Source organism: uncultured Bacteroides sp., assembly GCF_910586915.1.
Taxonomy (GTDB): domain Bacteria; phylum Bacteroidota; class Bacteroidia; order Bacteroidales; family Bacteroidaceae; genus Bacteroides.
In genome coordinates this window covers 1-4,841 of the sequence record NZ_CAJULN010000077.1, presented here as the reverse complement: position 1 = coordinate 4,841, position 4,841 = coordinate 1, and the positions used below count along the sequence as shown (strand labels likewise).

7 protein-coding genes are annotated in these 4,841 nt (G+C 42.7%); 6 read left to right on the top strand and 1 reads right to left on the bottom strand.

Annotation, left to right across the window (positions count from 1 at the left end; translation table 11 throughout):
• On the bottom strand, nt 1–214 hold a 214-nt coding region (locus QZ331_RS14275; RefSeq protein WP_294631405.1), incomplete at its 3' end, for a hypothetical protein.
• A 233-nt stretch (nt 215–447) separates the two neighbouring features.
• Between QZ331_RS14275 and QZ331_RS14270 the strand changes: the two genes are divergently transcribed.
• The 6 genes from QZ331_RS14270 to QZ331_RS14245 all read left to right on the top strand — a co-directional run bounded on the left by QZ331_RS14270 (nt 448) and on the right by QZ331_RS14245 (nt 4,467).
• The gene (locus QZ331_RS14270; RefSeq protein WP_294631403.1) at nt 448–792 is read left to right on the top strand and encodes a type II toxin-antitoxin system RelE/ParE family toxin; all 345 of its coding nucleotides are present in this window, start codon (nt 448–450) and stop codon (nt 790–792) included.
• 19 nt (nt 793–811) lie between these two features.
• Nucleotides 812–1,096, top strand: a complete 285-nt coding sequence (locus tag QZ331_RS14265; RefSeq protein WP_294631401.1) for a helix-turn-helix transcriptional regulator — start codon at nt 812–814, stop codon at nt 1,094–1,096.
• Nucleotides 1,097–1,278: 182 nt separating this feature from the next.
• Nucleotides 1,279–2,223: a DUF1848 domain-containing protein gene (locus tag QZ331_RS14260; RefSeq protein ID WP_294631399.1), complete on the top strand. Its 945-nt coding sequence runs from the start codon at nt 1,279–1,281 to the stop codon at nt 2,221–2,223.
• Complete coding sequence (locus QZ331_RS14255) at nt 2,220–2,999, top strand: hypothetical protein (protein WP_294631397.1); 780 nt, start codon at nt 2,220–2,222, stop codon at nt 2,997–2,999. The genes QZ331_RS14260 and QZ331_RS14255 overlap by 4 nt, the downstream gene beginning before the upstream one ends.
• A 68-nt stretch (nt 3,000–3,067) precedes the next feature.
• On the top strand, nt 3,068–3,469 hold the full coding sequence (locus QZ331_RS14250) for a hypothetical protein (protein WP_294631395.1): 402 nt from the start codon (nt 3,068–3,070) through the stop codon (nt 3,467–3,469).
• Entirely contained in the window at nt 3,466–4,467 is a 1,002-nt protein-coding gene (locus QZ331_RS14245) for a hypothetical protein (protein ID WP_294631393.1), read from the top strand. The genes QZ331_RS14250 and QZ331_RS14245 overlap by 4 nt, the downstream gene beginning before the upstream one ends.
• Nucleotides 4,468–4,841 lie beyond the last annotated feature (374 nt).

Sequence of the window (4,841 nt, the reverse complement as noted above, 5' to 3'; positions counted from 1 at the left end):
CCGTCACCCACGGCAGGCAAACCTGAAAGAATGATTTTATATATCCGACCGGACACGTCCTGCCGGATATATAAAACCATACTTTCCACACGGTGGTTTGCCCGGTTTCACGCTTCCGGCTATCTCCCTTTTTCTTTTGTGGACTTCTTTTTTTTACGGATTTCTCTTTTGAAGTTTTCCTGTCCAATCTGCCTCCACTTCCGTTTACCTCCATTTCCGCGCCTTTCAGTGAGCCGCATCAGGCAGTCATTTCCGTTCTGGGCGCAAAGGTAATTCCGGGATTGGACGGGAAAGCAAGGTCAAGCCTCCTGTTTTCTGCGGAAATCTCCAGCCATGCGGGTATCATCATAACCTGTGATGCCACCAACTCAATCTCTCTGAAATAAATATATGAATAATTTTGCCAAAGTAAACTTTTTAGTTAACTTTGCAGTTACATAATAAGATATGGCAAATAGAGCCATAAAGTTATACAAGGACTTCTTCAAAGAGTTCTACGTGTCTCAGACAGATGCAGTAAGACGCAAAATCAACTACTGCATCAATGTTATAAGGACTGTAGGTAGAGTTCCAAAGACTATTCTCAAGAATATGGAAGATGCGGACGGATTATATGAAATCCGTGTCGAAGTCGGAAGCAATATATTCCGAATCTTCTGTTGCTTTGACGAGGGTTCACTTGTGATTCTGTTCAATGGTTTTCAGAAGAAGACCCAGAAAACCCCAAAACAACAAATCGATCGAGCTAAAAAATTGATGAAAGAATACTTTAACGATAAAGATAATGGATAAAGCAAAGAAAGAAGCCATCATGAACGCGCGTACATTCGACGAGCTTCTTGATGCGGAATATGGCAAACCCGGAACTGCCGAGCGTGAACAGTTCGATGCCGACGCAGCCGCCTTTTGTCTGGCTGAGACGCTTAAAGCAGAACGTCTTAAAGCGGGACTGACACAAGAACAGCTTGCAGAGCGTATCGGCACAAAGAAAACCTATATCTCCCGTCTAGAAAACGGGAAAGCCGATGTGCAGCTCAACACACTCTTCCGAATCTTCGAGGGCCTTGGAAGGCGTGTCTCCTTGACAATTTTGTGAATAATCCCAATGCACGAGCCGAAAGAGCAATCATATTTAATTATGGATACTCTTGTAAAAACTTGCCGATAAACAGACTCTATTCGGTTTATATATGGCTTTTTTGCCACAATTATAAAGTATAACATTTATTAGCATTAGTGCGCCTTATTGTTGCCCATATTCGATATTAAATTTGCACCATGAAAAACGAAAAGATAAAACTTACATTAGATGACGGCAATATTGTCGATGCGCAGGCTCCGCTGATTGTTTCGGCAAGTCGTGCCACCGATATTCCGGCATTCTACAGTAACTGGTTTTTCAATCGTCTCGGCAAAGGGCATGTAAGATGGCGTAACCCCTACAATGGCAAAGATTCATACGTTTCTTTTGACAATACCAAATTCATCGTATTCTGGTCGAAGAATCCTGCGCCACTATTGCCGTTCCTGACAATCTTGAAACAAAAAGGGATTGGTTGTTACGTCCAATATACACTTAATGACTACGAAGCCGAGGGATTAGAGCCGAGTGTTCCACCTTTGCACGGGCGAATTGAAACATTCAAACGTCTGGTTGATGAATTGGGCTTAGGTTCAGTCGTTTGGCGATTCGACCCGTTGATTCTGACAGACAGAATTTCGGCAGAGGATTTATTGCATAAAATCAGCAATATAGCAGGCGAATTACGCGGATATGTCGAGAAACTGGTGTTTAGTTTTGCTGATATATCCTCGTATCGCAAAGTCGGTCGGAATCTTTCCGAGGCAGGGATTAACTATCATGAGTGGCCGGAGGACGAAATGGTTGAATTTTCACGCAGACTGACAGATATGAACCTCGGTCTTGAACTTGCTACCTGCGCTGAAAAAATTGACTTGTCAGAATTTGGAATCAGTCACAACCGCTGCATAGACCCGGAGCTGATATGTCGTTTATCACCGAAATTAGAACCTATAATTCGCAATTATAAAACAGACAAGGGGCAACGCAAACTATGCGGTTGTATCGCATCAAAGGATATCGGGGTTTACAATACCTGCCCCCACGGATGCGCATACTGCTACGCCAACACGTCCCCGGTTTCCGCCCGTCAAAACTACCTTATGCACCAACAGTTCCCCGACAACGATTCAATTATATGAAACAGACATCAGCACTTCATTTTATCCCACAATTCAATGCCTCTCGATTATCGTTTGACGATGTTGTGGAGTCTGTGAAACAACATATCAACTCACTTTCAGAGAATAAACAAAAGAAGCTGAAAGATGAGTTGGAGAACGGCCTCGCCAACCTCACGACTAAAGAGCAGCTTGATATGTATATATCTTCTTACGGAGAAATACATAGACAAAAGCTTCAGATAGCGTATGACCGCATCCCAAATAAGGTATGGTCAGAAGGAAGTATCTCTGTCGTTGACTATGGTTGTGGCCAATGTATTGCAGAAATGGTGTTGTCTGACTTTCTTAAGAACCATTATATTGACCACGATAAAATATCCGATTTCACTGTAATCGAACCAAGTAAAGCTTCACTGACGCAAGGATTACAATATTTGGAGCAGTTTTATGAAAACTCTAAAATAACAGCATATAATGTCTCTGCCGGAAAATTGACAGAAGACTATATACGTCCGCAATCTGATACGGTAATCCATCTATTCTCGAATGTTTTAGATATAATTGAGTTTGAACGTCACGACATTGCCCGTATTTTAAATTCAGATATGAATCACAATCATATTTTAGTATGTGTCAGTCCTTTTTATCAAGAGAATGGACGAGGCGCACTCATGGATGAGTTTGGCAATATGTTACGTGGCATGAGATGTGAATATAAATTAGAGAAACACACTGATGATTGGAAAAATACATTCAGCTGCCAGGTACGCATATTTGTGAGTGCTTATTATTAATTACGACTGAACAAAATAGTGGGTTAAATTGTCTATAAAGACATGAAATTTTAATCCACTGTTTGCTTATGAGAAATACGCCCCAGCGCACGAGGAGCTATGCTTCCCCTACCCGGGACAAAATTTTTATCTGGAGTGCCGTTGTTGCCGGATGTGGCATAATGGCTTTACTTGGTCGCCACGCTGCCATTCACCGTTTTGGCACAGACCAATTTACCGGCAATATACTCTTTGCCGTTTTCTTTGTCCTCTCAATCGGTATCTATTGCGGTTTCCAATCGGTAATCGAAGATGTGTTCAACCGCTTTCAATCTCTTTTTCGCCGCCGTGAAGTCATGGCTATTGCCGAGACTACCACCGGCGAACAGATTGCCATACCCACCGTAGAAGAGCTGGAACCTTCCATTATGGAAGGTTCTGCCCCTGCGCAAGACCATGAAACATTTGTCCGGAGAATACTTTTCCGGTGAATTCCAATGAAGAAATCGAGGAAGATGTCGAATATCTGACGCTTGAAGATGGCACAAGAATAAAAATCGGAGCTATAGATATTGATGATGTCGTTTTCGATAGCATTGAAGACAATATCACAGAGTATAGCAGCCTTCAAGAGCGGGATGAAGCTCGTGGCGAATATCCTTATTTTGAGGATTATATAGGAGGTCATGGACTTGAGGAAGTTCTGGAATCGGATACGCTATACAATGAATGGGTAAGTCTCCAGCCCAAGCATATAAAGAAAGAACTTGAACTCGGCATATACCGTGTCCGCGCATATCCCAAAAGTGACGATTCAATCGGTTGTTTTACCAAAACCGCCAAAGAAAACCGCATCAAGCAGGATGATGGCAAGATTCGCATTGAGGAATGGGAGGAAGAGGCATACATTGATGCAAACGGCGATGTCTATTATTCCGACCAGATTGAAGCCGCACTGAAAGCCTTGAAATCAGACAAGGAACATTCGGAAATTCAGAAGCAACTGCTGCTGCAACATGAACAGTGTAACGCCGCACATACTGAACTCGCAGAGGAAGATATGAAATTCAGCCTCACCCAAATAGACTTTATCTGTGCTTACATCACGTTCATGATGCAACCCTATCTCGAAGCTGATGAGTTACAGAAACTACATCACAATGCCAAGATATGGACGGTAAATGAGATGCCACCATTCACGCCCGTCAATCTCAGAACCAACCATCTGACAAAAGAGGATTTGAAACATCTTGGTTATAATGTTGGCAAATTCCTTCGTCTGCAAGTAGGTGTAATCGCCCGATTTGTGAAAAAAGTGTTTGAGAAACCTTTCGAGAACACCCACATCCGCACAATCGAGCAGAAACTACGAGAAAAGAAATCCAACAAGGAGCGTATTCCCATCCACACCAACGACCAGATGGACAAGCTTTTCAAGCACTTCCAGCGTTACGGTAACATCAACCTCGACATACTCAACAGAGCATAAACTCTAAAATAAATATTGGCTACTGTACCCGATACTTTGACTAAGAAGCGTTCATGCAGAGCAAGCGGCAATCCGATGACGGACGCGATATGTTCAGATACTACTACTCGATGGAGCAAACAATCTCGTGGTCGGCGTAGTTTGCCCCCCGAACCTCTCTTTCCCCATCAAGAGCTTTTCCGGAAGGAAAGGCTTTTTATTATTCAATAGTGATTATTATTCCGGATACCACCCAAGTTGAGTGAGACCTTGCCACATCACGACCTTTGAATCTGTTGGTAATTTCTTTACAAGGATTGCAAAGCGTGTAAATCTATAGTTAACGTGAGTTCGATATAAGTAATCAGAACAACGTCAATTGATTGTCCGCCACA